Source organism: Curtobacterium sp. MMLR14_002, assembly GCF_001864975.1.
GTDB lineage: Bacteria > Actinomycetota > Actinomycetes > Actinomycetales > Microbacteriaceae > Curtobacterium > Curtobacterium flaccumfaciens.
Window position 1 is genome coordinate 13,496 of the sequence record NZ_MJGT01000062.1, and the last position, 13,189, is coordinate 26,684.

Annotated in this window: 14 protein-coding genes and 2 tRNA genes; 3 read left to right on the forward strand and 13 right to left on the reverse strand. The window is 71.6% G+C overall.

Annotated elements, in window-relative coordinates:
- The first annotated feature begins 13 nt into the window (after nucleotides 1-13).
- Nucleotides 14-499 carry a DUF3515 family protein gene (locus BIU91_RS12205; protein WP_071405669.1) on the forward strand — a complete coding sequence of 162 codons (486 nt, stop codon included), beginning with the start codon at nucleotides 14-16 and terminating at the stop codon, nucleotides 497-499.
- Nucleotides 500-557: 58 nt separating this feature from the next.
- Here the strand turns inward: BIU91_RS12205 and BIU91_RS12210 are convergent, their stop codons facing one another.
- From BIU91_RS12210 to leuC, 6 genes are all read right to left on the reverse strand, one after another.
- The gene (locus BIU91_RS12210; RefSeq protein ID WP_071405670.1) at nucleotides 558-1,640 is read right to left on the reverse strand and encodes a D-alanine--D-alanine ligase family protein; all 1,083 of its coding nucleotides are present in this window, start codon (nucleotides 1,638-1,640) and stop codon (nucleotides 558-560) included.
- Between the two features lie 59 nt (nucleotides 1,641-1,699).
- Nucleotides 1,700-2,713: an NAD(P)H-dependent glycerol-3-phosphate dehydrogenase gene (locus BIU91_RS12215; RefSeq protein WP_071405695.1), complete on the reverse strand. Its 1,014-nt coding sequence runs from the start codon at nucleotides 2,711-2,713 to the stop codon at nucleotides 1,700-1,702.
- 79 nt (nucleotides 2,714-2,792) lie between these two features.
- Nucleotides 2,793-3,617, reverse strand: coding sequence for a lysophospholipid acyltransferase family protein (locus BIU91_RS12220; RefSeq protein ID WP_084741194.1), 825 nt, complete (start codon nucleotides 3,615-3,617; stop codon nucleotides 2,793-2,795).
- A gap of 5 nt (nucleotides 3,618-3,622) precedes the next feature.
- On the reverse strand, nucleotides 3,623-4,990 hold the full coding sequence (murA, locus tag BIU91_RS12225) for a UDP-N-acetylglucosamine 1-carboxyvinyltransferase (protein ID WP_071405672.1): 1,368 nt from the start codon (nucleotides 4,988-4,990) through the stop codon (nucleotides 3,623-3,625).
- Complete coding sequence (gene leuD, locus BIU91_RS12230; protein WP_071405673.1) at nucleotides 4,990-5,586, reverse strand: 3-isopropylmalate dehydratase small subunit; 597 nt, start codon at nucleotides 5,584-5,586, stop codon at nucleotides 4,990-4,992. The genes murA and leuD overlap by 1 nt, the downstream gene beginning before the upstream one ends.
- Nucleotides 5,586-7,043 (reverse strand): 3-isopropylmalate dehydratase large subunit, encoded by a 1,458-nt coding sequence (gene leuC / locus BIU91_RS12235; protein WP_071405674.1) that lies wholly within the window; start codon nucleotides 7,041-7,043, stop codon nucleotides 5,586-5,588. The genes leuD and leuC overlap by 1 nt, the downstream gene beginning before the upstream one ends.
- 202 nt (nucleotides 7,044-7,245) lie before the next feature.
- On the opposite strand from leuC, the gene BIU91_RS12240 reads away from it, so the two are divergent.
- The gene (locus BIU91_RS12240) at nucleotides 7,246-8,313 is read left to right on the forward strand and encodes an FUSC family protein (RefSeq protein ID WP_071405675.1); all 1,068 of its coding nucleotides are present in this window, start codon (nucleotides 7,246-7,248) and stop codon (nucleotides 8,311-8,313) included.
- Nucleotides 8,314-8,657: 344 nt separating this feature from the next.
- Here the strand turns inward: BIU91_RS12240 and BIU91_RS12245 are convergent, their stop codons facing one another.
- The 5 genes from BIU91_RS12245 to BIU91_RS12265 form a co-directional block, all read right to left on the reverse strand.
- Nucleotides 8,658-9,263, reverse strand: a complete 606-nt coding sequence (locus BIU91_RS12245) for a histidine phosphatase family protein (protein WP_071405676.1) — start codon at nucleotides 9,261-9,263, stop codon at nucleotides 8,658-8,660.
- Nucleotides 9,260-9,649 (reverse strand): fluoride efflux transporter CrcB, encoded by a 390-nt coding sequence (gene crcB / locus BIU91_RS12250; protein WP_071405677.1) that lies wholly within the window; start codon nucleotides 9,647-9,649, stop codon nucleotides 9,260-9,262. Before crcB ends, BIU91_RS12245 begins: the two co-directional genes overlap by 4 nt.
- Nucleotides 9,646-10,092 carry a CrcB family protein gene (locus BIU91_RS12255; RefSeq protein WP_071405678.1) on the reverse strand — a complete coding sequence of 149 codons (447 nt, stop codon included), beginning with the start codon at nucleotides 10,090-10,092 and terminating at the stop codon, nucleotides 9,646-9,648. The genes crcB and BIU91_RS12255 overlap by 4 nt, the downstream gene beginning before the upstream one ends.
- 106 nt (nucleotides 10,093-10,198) lie before the next feature.
- Nucleotides 10,199-10,274: transfer RNA gene (locus BIU91_RS12260), tRNA-Glu, on the reverse strand.
- 33 nt (nucleotides 10,275-10,307) lie between these two features.
- A tRNA-Glu gene (locus BIU91_RS12265) sits at nucleotides 10,308-10,383 on the reverse strand.
- A 103-nt stretch (nucleotides 10,384-10,486) separates the two neighbouring features.
- Between BIU91_RS12265 and BIU91_RS12270 the strand changes: the two genes are divergently transcribed.
- Nucleotides 10,487-11,392, forward strand: a complete 906-nt coding sequence (locus BIU91_RS12270) for a DUF72 domain-containing protein (RefSeq protein ID WP_084741198.1) — start codon at nucleotides 10,487-10,489, stop codon at nucleotides 11,390-11,392.
- Between the two features lie 115 nt (nucleotides 11,393-11,507).
- On the opposite strand, the gene BIU91_RS12275 is transcribed toward BIU91_RS12270, so the two are convergent.
- Together BIU91_RS12275 and BIU91_RS12280 are read right to left on the reverse strand one after the other, a co-directional pair.
- Complete coding sequence (locus tag BIU91_RS12275) at nucleotides 11,508-12,143, reverse strand: MBL fold metallo-hydrolase (RefSeq protein WP_071405679.1); 636 nt, start codon at nucleotides 12,141-12,143, stop codon at nucleotides 11,508-11,510.
- Nucleotides 12,144-12,153: 10 nt separating this feature from the next.
- Complete coding sequence (locus BIU91_RS12280; RefSeq protein ID WP_071405680.1) at nucleotides 12,154-13,170, reverse strand: LacI family DNA-binding transcriptional regulator; 1,017 nt, start codon at nucleotides 13,168-13,170, stop codon at nucleotides 12,154-12,156.
- Nucleotides 13,171-13,189: the final 19 nt, after the last annotated feature.

The following is a 13,189-nucleotide window of genomic DNA, read 5'->3' on the forward strand; positions in this document are numbered from 1 at the left end:
AGCCTGGACGGCGATGGACACCGCGCGCCGCACCCCTCGGACCCTCGCGATCGTGGGGGCCGTGATCACCCTCGCCGCCGGGCTGACCGGGTGCACGAACGCCGTGTCGATGTCCGCCGCCCCGTCGGCCAACGTAGCGGCGTGCGCCGCCGTGCAGGTCCGGCTGCCCGCGACCGTGGACTCGAAGTTCGACCTGCGGACCACGAACGCGCAGGCCACGGCGGCCTGGGGCGACCCCGAGGTGGCGATCTACCACTGCGGTGTCGCCGTCCCCACCGTGTCCGACCTGCCGTGCTTCTCGCAGGGCGGCGTCGACTGGATCCGCGACGACCGCGGCGACCAGGTCGTCTACACGACGTTCGGTCGGTCACCGGCCGTGCAGGTCGTGGTCGACTCGACGAAGACCACGTCATCGGTCGTGCAGGAGCTGTCCGACGCCGTGTCGTCACTGCCCAAGGACGGGCACAAGTGCCTCGACCCCGCCGACGTGCAGGGCTGACAGCCGGCTGACGCTCGCGCGCCGAGCAAGCCAGCACGGCCTGGTCAGCACGGCCTGGTCAGCGGACGGCGGCGCGACCCAGCTCGATGAGCTCGGTGATCAGCTCGCCGTAGGACACGCCCGACGCCGCCCAGCAGCGCGGGTACATCGACAGCGGCGTGAAGCCCGGCATCGTGTTGACCTCGTTCACGACGAAGCCGTCGTCGGTCAGGAAGCAGTCGACCCGAGCGAGCCCGGAACCACCGATGGCCTCGAACGCGCGGGCACCGATGGAGCGGATCTCGTCGGTCTGGTCGTCGGTCAGCGGTGCCGGGCAGAGCAGCGACTCGTCGCCGCCCAGGTACTTCGAGGCGAAGTCGTAGAAGCCGTCCTCGGCCACCACGATCTCGCCCGGCAGGCTCGTGCGCGGCACACCGTCACGGCCCTCGAGCACGGCGACCTCGACCTCGCGGCCGACCACACGGGGCTCGACGATCACCTTGGAGTCGTGCTCGAACGCCAGGTCCATGGCGGCACCCAGCTGCGAGGGCTCGTCGACGCGCGAGACACCCATGCTCGACCCGGCGCGGGCCGGCTTGACGAACAGCGGCCAGCCGTGGGCGGCGATCGTCTCGGCGACGTCCACGGGGTCGGCCGCCCACTGCCGGCGGAGCACCGTGGTCCACGGTGCGACCCGGAGCCCGGCGTGCTCGAGCACGGCCTTCGCGACGTGCTTGTCCATCGCCAGGGCGCTCGCGAGCACGCCGTCGCCGACGTACGGCAGCCCGGCGATCTCGAGCAGGCCCTGGATCGTGCCGTCCTCGCCGAAGGGGCCGTGCAGGATCGGGAACACCACGTCGACCGGGATCGCGGTGACCGTGCCGTCGGGGTGGGACACGACGAGTTCGTTGGTGGCCGGCGAGGTGGGGAACGCGATCCGCGTGCCGTTGTCGGGCACCGTCGGCAGCGCGCCGTCGCGGAGGGTCCACTGCGCCGGGTCGTCCGACTGCAGCGTGAAGGCACCGTCCTGGGTGATCCCGATCGGCACGAGGTCGTACTCGGCCCGGTCGACGACGTCCATGATGCCGCCGGCGGTCACGCAGCTGATCTCGTGCTCGCTCGAGCGACCGCCGAAGAGCACGGCGACGGTGGTCCTGGGCATGGGGGTTCCCTCGGGGATCGTGGGCACGGGAGTCCCTTCGTGACTCGGTACGGGACCGGTCACTCGCCCTGCGGCTCGTCGGTCTCGGTGAGGTGCGGCGCGATGTTGCGCGGATCGAGCCTACCGGCGAGGACCTCGCCGACCTGGCTGACGATGGGCATGTCGACGCCGTTCGCCGCGGCCAGCTCGAGGATCGGGGCGACCGAGGCCAGCCCCTCCGCCGTCTGGTTCATCTGGCGGACGACCTCGTCGAACCGGTAGCCCTGGCCGAGCAACCGCCCGGCGGTGTTGTTCCGCGACAGCGGCGACTGGCACGTGGCGATGAGGTCGCCGAGGCCCGCGAGCCCGGACAGCGTGGACGACTGCGCGCCGAGCGACACCGCGAAGTCGGTCATCTCGGCGAGGCCGCGCGTGATGATCGACGCCTTGGTGTTCTCGCCGTAGCCGACCCCGTCGACGATGCCGATCGCGACGGCGATGAGGTTCTTCAGCACGCCGCCGAACTCGGTGCCGATGACGTCGGTGTTGATGAACGACCGGAAGTACGGGTTCGTCGCGACGGCTGCGACGTCGGTGGCGGTATCCAGCGACGACGACGACACCACGGCGGCGGTCGGCTGCCGACGGGCGATCTCGAGCGCCAGGTTCGGGCCGCTGGCCACGGCGATGCGGTCCTGGTCGATGCCGAGCCCCTGCAGCAGGACCTCGCTCATCCGCAGTCCCGTGCTCTTCTCGACGCCCTTCATCAGGCTGACGACCGGCACGTCCGCGGGCAGCAGCTCGCGGATCGCGGCGAGGTTGGAGCGCAGGGTCTGCGAGGGCACCGAGACGTACACCTGCGAGGCGCCGTCGAGCACGCGCTCGAGGGACGTCGAGGCGGTCAGGGTGCGGGGCAGGTTGATGCCGGGCAGGTAGTCCGAGTTGCGCTTGGTCTCGGTGATCTCGCGGGCGACCTCGGGGCGTCGGGCCCACACCACGGTGGACGCACCACCCTCGGCCAGCACCTTCGCGAACGTGGTCCCCCAGCTGCCGGCACCGATCACGGCCACCCGGGGCTTGTCGGTCGACTGCATGACCACCCGGATCGCGGCGGTGTCGAAGGCCCCCGGAGCCGCGGCGGCGGGGTCGGGTCGGTCGTCGTGGGGTCGGAGGTCACTCAAACCGGCCGGTCTCCTTCTGGTTGTTCGCCGCCGGGTCCCAGCGGGTCGCGGGTGCCCGTTCGCCACGGAGCACCTCGAGCAGCGCGGTGATCTCGCGCATGACGAGTTCGGTGGCCTCGCCGAGCATCTGCTGGTCGATCTGCCGACCGCGGTACGCCGACAGGTCGACCGGGTCACCGATGATGACGTCGACGCGGGACGGCGGGAACAGCCGGAGCTTCTTGCCGTACCTGGCCATGATGTTCTGCGTGCCCCAGTGGGCCATCGGGATGAGCGGCACGTCGTTCTCGAGCGCGATCCGCACCGCACCCGTCTTGCCGCGCATCGGCCACAGGTCGGGGTCGCGGGTGAGCGTGCCCTCGGGGTAGACGATGATCGCCCCGCCCTGCTCGACCAGGGACCGGCCGCCACCGAGCGGGTCGCTCAGGCGCGTCCGGCCGGAGCGTTCGACCGGGATCTGCCCCATGCCGGACATGAGCTTGCCGACCACGGGGACCTTGAACAGCGACGCCTTCGCGAGGAACCGCGGCGCCCGCTTCGAGATGTACACGGCGGTGCCCACGACCAGGGGGTCGATGTTCGTGAAGTGGTTCGGTGCGAGCACGAACGCGCCCTCCGCCGGCAGGCGGTTCGGGCCGTGCCAGTGGTAGCGCGCCGAGAACCGGAACGTCGGGATGACGATCGAGGCGACGATCCGGAACGCGGTGTTCAGCTCGCCTCGGCGCCACCGGCGCCCACGCACGGGGAGGCCGGTCGCGACCTGCGCGTCGGAGCCGCCACGGGCCTCCAGACCGTCGCCTTTTCCTTCTGCCGGCACTGTGCCTACCCAGCGAAGTCGAAGTCGGCGCCGAGCTTGCGCAGCTTCGGGATGAAGTGCTCGTAGCCGCGGCTGATGATGCCGACGTTGGTGATGTGCGACTCGCCGTCGGCGGTCAGCGCCGCGATGAGGTGGCTGAACCCGCCGCGCAGGTCGGGGACGCGGACGTTCGCGGCGTGCAGCTTCGTCGGACCGGTGATGACGGCGGCCTGCTCGAACGGGCGGCGGGCGACACGGCGGTCGTGGCCGGGCAGCCCCTCCTTGTGCACGACGATGTCGGCACCCATCTCGTTCAGGGCGTCGGTGAAGCCGAAGCGGTTCTCGTAGACGGTCTCGTGCACGATGCTCTGGCCGTCGGCCTGGGTCAGCGCGACGACGAGCGGCTGCTGCCAGTCCGTCATGAAGCCGGGGTGCACGTCGGTCTCGATGACGACGGGCTTCAGGGTGTCCAGCTCGCGGTAGAACCGGATGCCGTCCTCCTGGATGTCGAACCCGCCGCCGACCTTGCGGAAGACGTTGAGGAACGTCATGAGCTCCTGCTGGTTCGCGCCCTCGACGAAGATGTCGCCGTTGGTGGCGAGCGCGGCGGAGGCCCAGCTCGCGGCCTCGTTGCGGTCGTTGATCGCGCGGTGTGTGTAGCCGCGGAGCGACTCGACGCCCTCGATGAAGATGACGCGGTTCGGCTCGACCGAGACGATGGCGCCCATCTTCTGCAGGATCGCGATGAGGTCCATGATCTCGGGCTCGATCGCGGCGTTCCGCAGCTCCGTGACGCCCTTGGCGAGGGTCGCCGAGAGCAGGACCTGCTCGGTGGCGCCGACGCTCGGGTACGGCAGCTCGATCGAGGCGCCCTTCAGGCCGTCCGGGGCCGTCAGGTGGATGCCGTTGACCTGCTTGTCGACGACCGCACCCATGGCACGGAGGGCGTCGAGGTGGAAGTCGATCGGGCGGTCGCCGATGCGGCAGCCGCCGAGGTCGGGGATGAACGCCTCGCCGAGCTTGTGCAGCAGCGGACCGCAGAACAGGATCGGGATGCGGCTCGAACCGGCGTGCGCGTCGATCTCGGCGAAGTGCGCCGACTCGACCCGCGACGGGTCGAGGATGAGTTCGCCTCGTGCAGGATCGGTGATGCGCACGCCGTGCACCTCGAGCAGCCCGCGGACCACCTTGACGTCGGAGATGTCCGGCACGTCACGGAGGATCGACGGGGTGTCACCGAGCAGCGACGCCACCATGGCCTTGGTCGCGAGGTTCTTCGCCCCACGGACCTCGATGCGCCCCACGAGCGGCTTGCCCCCGCGGATGACGATCTCGTCCGACTTGAGGCCCACGCGCGCCCCTGCGGCCGCTGCGTCCTGTACGAGAGAGTTCACTACTTCACCGGCAATGTCTTCGGCCGCCAACTGGAGCGGCGGGATTCGAACTCCGTGATCGAGGTCTCGTCACGGAGGGTGAGCCCGATGTCGTCGAGCCCTTCCATCAACCGCCAACGAGTGTAAGCGTCGATCTCGAAGGGGACGTCCACATCCCCCAGCGACACGCGCTGCGTCTCGAGGTCGACGGTCGCCTCGATGCCCGGGTTCGCCTCGATGGCGGCCCACAGGCGCTCGACTTCCGGTTCGGTCACGATCGCGGTGACCAGGCCCTGCTTGCCGGCGTTGCCCCGGAAGATGTCCGCGAACCGGGGCGAGATCACGACCGAGAAGCCGAAGTCACGGAGCGCCCAGACGGCGTGCTCGCGGGACGACCCGGTGCCGAAGTCGGGGCCGGCGATCAGGACGCGGGCGCCCTGGTAGCGCTCCTGGTTCAGGACGAAGTCGGGGTCCTGACGCCACCCGGAGAACAGGGCGTCCTCGAAGCCGGTCTTCGTCACGCGCTTCAGGTAGACCGCGGGGATGATCTGGTCGGTGTCGACGTTGGACCGCTTGAGCGGGGCCGCGATGCCGGTGACGGTGGTGATCTTGTCCATCAGAAGGTCCCCTCGGTGGCGGTGGCGGACGTCGCCGCCGCGATCTCGTCGTCGGTCTCCAGGTCCCACGGGCTGGACAGCGTGCCGCGCACCGCGGTGGCCGCGGCGACGAGCGGCGACACCAGGTGTGTGCGGCCGCCCTTGCCCTGGCGGCCCTCGAAGTTGCGGTTCGAGGTGCTGGCGCAGCGCTCCCCCGGTGCCAGCTGGTCCGGGTTCATCCCCAGGCACATCGAGCAGCCGGCGAACCGCCACTCGGCACCGAACTCGGTGAACACCTTGTCGAGCCCCTCGGCTTCGGCTTCGAGCCGGACCCGCGCGGAGCCGGGCACGACCATCACCCGGACGCCGTCGGCCTTGGTGCGGCCCTTGATGATCGACGCGAAGGCCCGCAGGTCCTCGATGCGCGAGTTCGTGCAGGACCCCATGAACACCGCGTCGACGGCGATGTCCTTCATCGGGGTGCCGGCGGTGATGTCCATGTACTCCAGGGCGCGGCGTGCGGCGGCCTGGTCGTTGGGGTCGCTGTAGGCGGCCGGGTCCGGCACGCTCTCGGACAGCGAGACGCCCTGGCCGGGGTTCGTGCCCCAGGTGACGAAGGGCTCGAGCTCGTCCGCGTCGATGAACACCTCGGCGTCGAACACGGCGTCGTCGTCGGTGGCGAGGGTCTCCCAGTACGCGACGGCGTCGTCCCAGTCCTGACCGGTGGGCGCGTGGTCGCGGCCCTGCACGTAGTCGTAGGTGGTCTGGTCGGGGGCGACCATGCCGGCGCGGGCACCGGCCTCGATCGACATGTTGCAGATCGTCATGCGGCCCTCCATCGAGAGGGCGCGGATCGCGGAGCCGCGGTACTCGAGCACGTAGCCCTGTCCGCCGCCGGTGCCGATCTTCGCGATGACGGCCAGGATGATGTCCTTCGCCGTCACCCCCGGGCGCAGCGTGCCCTCGACCGTGATCGCCATCGTCTTGAACGGCTTGAGCGGCAGGGTCTGCGTGGCGAGGACGTGCTCGACCTCGGACGTGCCGATGCCGAACGCCATCGCGCCGAAGGCCCCGTGGGTGCTGGTGTGCGAGTCACCGCAGACCACGGTGATGCCGGGCATGGTCAGGCCGAGCTGCGGACCGACCACGTGGACGATGCCCTGCTCCTTGTCGCCCAGGGAGTGCAGCCGGACGCCGAACTCCTCGCAGTTGCGACGGAGGGTCTCGATCTGGATCCGGCTCGTCGGGTCCGCGATGGGGCGGTCGATGGCGAGCGTCGGGGTGTTGTGGTCCTCGGTCGCGATCGTCAGGTCGAGGCGACGCACCGGTCGCCCGGCCTGTCGCAGGCCGTCGAACGCCTGCGGACTCGTGACCTCGTGCACGAGGTGGAGGTCGATGTAGAGGAGGTCGGGGTTGCCGTCCTCGCCCTTGACCACGACGTGGTCGTCCCACACCTTCTCGGCGAGCGTCTTTCCCATGAGCTCAGCCCTCCTCGTCCTCGTCGTTGCGCCGCGACCGCGGCGCGATCAGGCGACTCTACCATTGGTATACCAACGTGCGGCACCCCGCCCGTCGCACGCCCGTCACCCCGCCGTCGCACGCCCGCCACCCCGTGACGGCACGGCCTGGAGGCCCGTGGCGACTCCCCGACACCCGTCGCGGTGGGAAGATGGTGACGACATGACGACACCTGCGCACTCGACCCGGACCATCAACCTCGAGGGCGCGGCACGCGCCGCGATCGCCGGTGGCGCACCGCTCGCGCTGCTCATCGCCCTCGGCATGCCGGGGTACGCCGCCTTCGCCATGTTCGCCGGGTTCACCGCCATCTTCGGCGCGACCGAGCCCTACCGGCAGCGTGCCGTCACCACCGGCGTCGCGGGTGCGCTGCAGGCGCTCTGCATGTTCGCCGGCATCGGGGTCGGGCTCGTCGGGTCGCCGCTCTGGCTGCAGGCCGTGGGTCTCGTCGTCGTCCTGGTGGTCGCGGTCTGCACCCTCTCCACGCTCCGGGCGATCCCCGCGCAGCCGATCTTCCCGGTGTTCGCGTTCGTCGTGTCCGCACTCGTGCCGATGCGCCCGGCCGACGTCCCGCTCGTCACGACGATCATCGTCTGCTCGGTGGTCTGGGCCTGGCTCGTCGCGATGTCCGGAGCGGTGCTCCGCCGGGTGCTCCACCCGCACGCCCCGCACCGGTTCCGCCCGCTCGCCGACCGCAAGCACCGCTCGCTCGCGGTCCTGCGCACGCCGGCGCTGTGGGAGACCGTCGCGCTCAACGTCGTCGGGTCGCTCGTCGCCGGTGCGGTCGCGGAGTCGATCCCCGGACTCGGGCACCCCTATTGGGCGGTCATCGCGGTGGTCTCGACCCTCCCGGCGATCCGGCAGCGGCACACCGTGGTCCGCGCCGGGCAGCGTGTGGTGGGCACGATCGGCGGCACGGTCATCGCGGTCGGCATCCTGCTGCTCGAGCCAGCGGCGTGGTGGATCGTCGTGCTGGCCGTCGTCGGGCAGTTCTTCGCCGAGATCTTCGTCGCCCGGAACTACGCCGTGTGCCTGCTGTTCCTCACCCCGCTCGCCCTGGCGGTGTCGTGGCTGAGCCTGCCCGAGGCACCCCAGCTGCTGGCGCTCGACCGCATCGCGCAGACCGTGCTCGGTGCCGTGGTCAGCGTGGGGCTGCTGCTCGTCGGGCGTGCGATCGAGCGCCGGCGTGGCCGTGCCCTGGGTGCGACGAGCGCGATCCGGACCGTCTGACGCGCCTGGTCGTTCCGGGCGTGCCTGGTCGAACCGGGCGTACCTCGTCGAATCGGGCATGCCTGGTCGAACCGGGCGTGCCTGGTCGTTCCTTTCGACCAGGTACGCCCGAATCCGCCTGCCATCGCGCGTGACAGGGGAAGGAACGGGCGCGGACGGCGGACGGGAGGCCCGTGGCGGCGCCGCCACGGGCCTCCCGTCCGGCCGTGGTCGCGACCACCACGTCCGACGAAAGCGACAGCTCGCTGCGGGACAACCGCGGGGATCTGTCGCCCTCGCGGACGGGACGGCACCGCGTGCCGCGGGTCTGTCGCTTTCGCGAGCCCGTCCACCCCACCGCCGCGTCAGTCGCGGGGCTGGATGTTCCAGGCGTCGATGACGGGGCGGCCGTGCTCGTAGCCGAGGATGCTGACCGAGGCGGTGCCGAGCTTCAGCACGGCGCCGTCCTGCGGCGCGAGCCGGATCCACGCGGCACCGAGCGCGCGCAGCACGTGGCCGTGGGCGATCAACACCGCGTCGTGGCCCTCGGCGAGCACCGGTCGGGCACGGTTCAGGATGCGCTCGACGCGGACCCGTACCTCGGCGGCGTTCTCACCGGGGGTGTCGCCAGCGGGGACCCCGTCGGTCCAGAGGTCCCACGGCCCGTGGCGCAGCACCTTGATCTGCGGGGTGGTGAGGCCCTCGTACGCGCCGTAGTCCCACTCGTACAGGTCCTCGTCGAGCTCCGGCTCGACGCCGATCAGGTGCGCGGTGTCACGGGCGCGCTGCAGCGGGCTCGACAGCGCCAGCGCGAACGACCGGTCCCCGAGGTACCGGCCCGCGCGCTTCGCCTGCTCGACACCGTTGTCGGTGAGCGGGATGTCGGTGCGGCCGGTGTGCTGCCCGCTCTTCGACCACTCCGTCTCTCCGTGACGGACGAGGACGAGTTCGCCGGGGCGTTCCGAGGTCATGAGTTCCTTCCGATCCAGAGGCCGAGCGCGGCTGCGCCGACCGAGACGACGAGCATCCCGAGGCCGTTCAGGACGGCGAGCCGGGTCTTGCCGGATCGGAGGAGCTGTACGGTCTCGACGCTCGCCGTCGAGAACGTCGTGTACCCACCCATCATGCCCGTCCCGAGCACAGCGACCGTCGAGGTGGGGATGGTGCCGGCCTGCCCGAGGCCCGTCAGGACCCCGAGGACGAGCGATCCGGACACGTTGATGAGCAGGGTCCCGACCGGGAACCCGGCGAACCGCGAACCGGCGACGCGGCCCTTGACGAGCCCGTCGAGCACGAAGCGGAGCGCGGCGCCGGCTCCCCCGCCGACGGCGACCAGGACCAGTTCGACCGGGCTCATCGGGCCTCCGGCAGCGGTTCGGGGCGCGTGCGGGGGCGGGTGGCCGCGGCGACCCACAGACCGAGGACGACCGCGACGAGTCCGAGCACGACCGACAGCAGCGCGTACCCGGTGCCCGCCGTCCAGCGCCCGAGGTCGAGCAGCTGCGCGGTGTCGTCCGCGAGCGTGCTGTAGGTCGTGAAGCCGCCGAGCACGCCGGTGCCGACGAACAGCCGGACCGCGCGACGACGACCGATGTCGGGGCCGCGGCGCACGAGCGCGTCGAGCAGGAACCCGAGGCAGAACGCCCCGACGACGTTGATCCCGAGGATGGTCCAGCTGATCCCGTCGTGTGCGGGGAACGCCGCGGCGAGGAGTGCGCGGACGGCCGTCCCGACCGCGCCGCCGAGGGCGACGAGGGCGACGAGCCTCCAGCGCAGGTGCGGTGGGCGTTCGGCGTGCATCGTGCTCCCGTCGCGAGGCGATCGTTCCCCGGGCGACGGGGACGATCCAGGCTAGCCGAGACGACGAAACCCCCGCCGAGCCGGAGCTGGACGGGGGTTTGCGTGCTGGTGACCCCAGCGGGATTCGAACCCGCGTTACCGCCGTGAGAGGGCAGCGTACTAGGCCGCTATACGATGGGGCCGCGGCTGTTGTCGGACTCGGAGCATGTCACCTGTGGTGACCCCAGCGGGATTCGAACCCGCGTTACCGCCGTGAGAGGGCAGCGTACTAGGCCGCTATACGATGGGGCCGTTCCGACAACTCGACAAGTATTGCACAAGGCTCGCATCCGCACCAAAACGGGGCGTGTCGCCCGGGTGTGCCGCCATGTCGCAGCAGGCATACGGTGGATCGATGACGGCGGACCACGACGCGATCGCAGCGCCTCGACACGTCGGTGGCAGCCCCTCGGCCACGGTCCGGATCGGCCTGTCCGGGTGGCAGTACGACGGCTGGCGTGGGGACTTCTACCCCGAGGGCCTCGCGAAGCGGCGGTGGCTCGAGCACGTGGCGTCGCGGTTCCCGACGGTGGAGCTGAACGGATCCTTCTACTCGCTGCAGCGCCCGGCGCGCTACCGGGCGTGGCGTGCAGCCTCGGGCGGGCAGCCGTTCCGGTTCGCGGTCAAGGGCGGCCGGTACGTCACGCACATGCTGCGGCTGCGGAACGTCGAGACCGCGCTGGCGAACTTCTTCGCCTCGGGTCCGCTGGAGCTCGGGGACGCCCTCGGGCCGGTGCTCTGGCAGCTGCCCGAGCGACTGCTGCCGACGCCGGAGGTGCTCGACGCGTTCCTCGGGCTGCTCCCCCGGACGCACGGCGCGGCCGCCGAACTCGCACGCCACCACGACGACAAGGTCCCCGCCGAACCGGACGGTCTCGTGGAGCCCGAGGAACCGGCGTGGTCGATCCACCACGCGCTCGAGGTCCGGGCAACCGGCTTCGGCGACGAGCACCTCGACGTGCTCCGCCGGCACCGTGTCGCCCTGGTCGACTCGCACGCCGGCGACTTCCCCCGCTTCCGGGCGGACACCGGGGCACCACTCGCGTACCTCCGGTTGCACGGCGCACCCCGGACCTACCACGACGGGTACTCGCCCCGGGCACTCGGCGGGTGGGCGACGACGGTCCTCGAGCACGCCGAGGCCGGCCGTGACGTCTACGTGTACTTCGACAACGACGCCGAGCGGCACGCTCCGTGGGACGCCCTGGCGCTCGACCGCCTGGTCGCGGCGCGACTGCGTCGGCGGGCGCCCGACCGGTGAGCAGCAGAAGCCGGGTGCGTGGACGCGACCCGTCGCGTTCTGCTCACTCGGTGACGGACAGGAGGCGCGTCGCGACGCCGCCACGGGCCTCCAGGCCGCGCAGCGCCGCGCAGCCCTAGAGCGTCAGCGACTCCCCCGGACGCAGCACGACGAGCGACCCGGCGGGCTCGACGGCCTCGCGGAGCCGCCCCGTGTGCATGCCGAGGCCGACCTCGGACAGGGTGGCCTCGTGGATCGGGTACGCCCGGGACGGCGCGATCGCGGCGACGTAGTCCATCATCTCGGCGACCTTGAGCCACGGCGCCCCGACGGGTGCCGCGAGGACCTCGACCGGGACGCCCGGGTCCGTGTAGGAGTCGCCCGGGTGGAACAGCCGGCCGTTCACGAGCACGCCGGTGTTGTCGACGATCGGCACCGAGGCGTGGATCAGCTGGTGCCGCGTGCCGTGGAAGGTGAGCGTGAAGGGGCCGACCGTCCGGTGGTCGCCGTCCGTGACGACGTCCACCGTGACACCCGCCTCGGCGAGCGCCGCGCGCACGCCCTCCGGTCCGATGACGACCGCACGGGGGTTGGCGTCGAGGATGCGCCGGACCTGCTCGGGGGTGACGTGGTCCGGGTGCTCGTGCGTGACGACGACGGCGACGACCCCGGTCACGTCGACCGGTCGGGTGAGGTTCCCCGGGTCGAGGACCAGGCGGGCGTCCCCCTCGGTGATGACCTGGCAGGCGTGTTCGAGTTTGGTGACCTCCATGCGGGCGACCCTACGCGGGACCGTGCGGGCCGGGACCCGTGGTCGCGCGGACGACCAGGTGCGCTGGTGCCGCCGCGATCGGGCCGGCGACACCTCCGTCGACCTCGGCGAGCACGGCCCGTGCAGCGGTGCGTCCCTGCGCCACCGGGTCCTGCGCGACCGTGGTGAGTCCGACGGTCGAGCCGTACTCGTGGCCGTCGATCCCCATCACGGACACGTCCTCCGGGACCGCGAGGCCGACTCGGCGTGCGGCGAGCAGGACACCGAGGGCCATCTCGTCCGAGGCGCAGAGCACCGCCGTCGGTCGCTCCGACGCCGGTTCGGCGAACAGCGCGGCCCCGGCGGCGGTCCCGCCGGCGAACGAGAACCGGCCGTCGAGGGACCACCGTTCCGGCACGGCCTGTCCCGACGACCGCACGGCGTCGAGGAACCCGTCCCGTCGCAGGTGCGGCACGGCGACGTTCATGCCGGCCTCGTCCTGCCCGCCGACGTAGGCGATGCGCCGGTGGCCGAGGCCGTGCAGGTGCTCGACCGCGATCCGGGTGACCTCGCGGTCGTCGACGCCCACGTTCCGCAGGCCCGGTGCCGGGCCGCCGATGACGACCATGGGGTGCCGACTGAGTTCGAGCTCGGCCCGTTCGGTGGCGTCGAGCACCAGGGAGAGCAGCACGAGGCCGTCGACGCGGTGGCGCAGCATCGAGCGCCGGAACGCCCGGTCACGGTCGCCGCCCGGGCCGCCGAGGTTGTAGAGGACCAGGTCGTACCCGGCCTGGCGGAGCTCCGCGTCGACACCGCCGAGCGCCTTCACGTAGAACCAGCGGTCGATGACGGGCACGACCACCCCGACGGCGCGCTGGCGCCCGGTGGCGAGGCCGGCCGCCGCCGAGCTCGGGACGTACCCGAGTTCGTCGGCGACCCGCTGCACCTGCTCGATCGTGGTGTCGGCCACGTTCGACATGCCGCGGAGCGCCCGCGACACCGTGGACTTCGACAGCCCCGTGACGGTCGCGATCTCCTGGATCCCCATCGGTGCGACCCGGGAGGCC